Here is a 796-nt window from a genome sequence, read left to right on the forward strand (position 1 = left end):
TGTAGCTGACGAATACTAATCGATCGAAGACTTAATCAAATTTTAAATCGGTTTTAGCCGTAAAATCTACTTACTATCTAGTTTTGAATGTACAATACATTCATCATAAGTTATTACTATTTGTCTGGTGACGATAGCAAAGAGGTCACACCTGTTCCCATGCCGAACACAGAAGTTAAGCTCTTTAGCGCCAATGGTAGTTGGGCTTACGTTCCGCGAGAGTAGGACGTTGCCGGGCAGGTAATAATATTACATAATTTTAAATGGAGAATTAGCTCAGCTGGGAGAGCATCTGCCTTACAAGCAGAGGGTCGGCGGTTCGAACCCGTCATTCTCCACCATTTAAAGCCGGCCTAGCTCAACTGGTAGAGCAACTGACTTGTAATCAGTAGGTTGGGGGTTCAAGTCCTCTGGCCGGCACCATGTTTTAGAGCCATTAGCTCAGTTGGTAGAGCATCTGACTTTTAATCAGAGGGTCAGAGGTTCGAATCCTCTATGGCTCACCATTTAAGCGGGTGTGGCGGAATTGGCAGACGCACTAGACTTAGGATCTAGCGCCGCAAGGCGTGGGGGTTCGACTCCCTTCACCCGCATTATTATTAATATGATTTAAGCATTTAATTTTGCAGAAGTAGTTCAGCGGTAGAATACAACCTTGCCAAGGTTGGGGTCGCGGGTTCGAATCCCGTCTTCTGCTCCATTATTTGCCGGGGTGGCGGAACTGGCAGACGCACAGGACTTAAAATCCTGCGGTAAGTGATTACCGTACCGGTTCGATTCCGGTCCTCGGCACCAT

Annotated in this window: 6 tRNA genes and 1 rRNA gene; all 7 read left to right on the forward strand. The window is 46.7% G+C overall.

The features are described 5' to 3' along the window. Positions 1-123: 123 nt before the first annotated feature. The 7 genes from rrf to LQ617_RS15770 all read left to right on the forward strand — a co-directional run bounded on the left by rrf (position 124) and on the right by LQ617_RS15770 (position 795). Positions 124-238 (forward strand): 5S ribosomal RNA (gene rrf, locus LQ617_RS15740). A 27-nt stretch (positions 239-265) separates the two neighbouring features. Next, a tRNA-Val gene (locus tag LQ617_RS15745) sits at positions 266-341 on the forward strand. 6 nt (positions 342-347) lie between these two features. Beyond that, a tRNA-Thr gene (locus LQ617_RS15750) sits at positions 348-423 on the forward strand. Between the two features lie 7 nt (positions 424-430). After that, positions 431-506, forward strand: a tRNA-Lys gene (locus LQ617_RS15755). Positions 507-511: 5 nt separating this feature from the next. Then, positions 512-593 (forward strand) — tRNA-Leu (locus tag LQ617_RS15760). A gap of 32 nt (positions 594-625) precedes the next feature. Next, positions 626-700 (forward strand) — tRNA-Gly (locus LQ617_RS15765). A gap of 6 nt (positions 701-706) precedes the next feature. After that, positions 707-795, forward strand: a tRNA-Leu gene (locus tag LQ617_RS15770). Position 796 lies beyond the last annotated feature (1 nt).

The sequence above is a fragment of the Mammaliicoccus sp. P-M59 genome (assembly GCF_022386135.1).
Lineage (GTDB): Bacteria > Bacillota > Bacilli > Staphylococcales > Staphylococcaceae > Mammaliicoccus > Mammaliicoccus sciuri_A.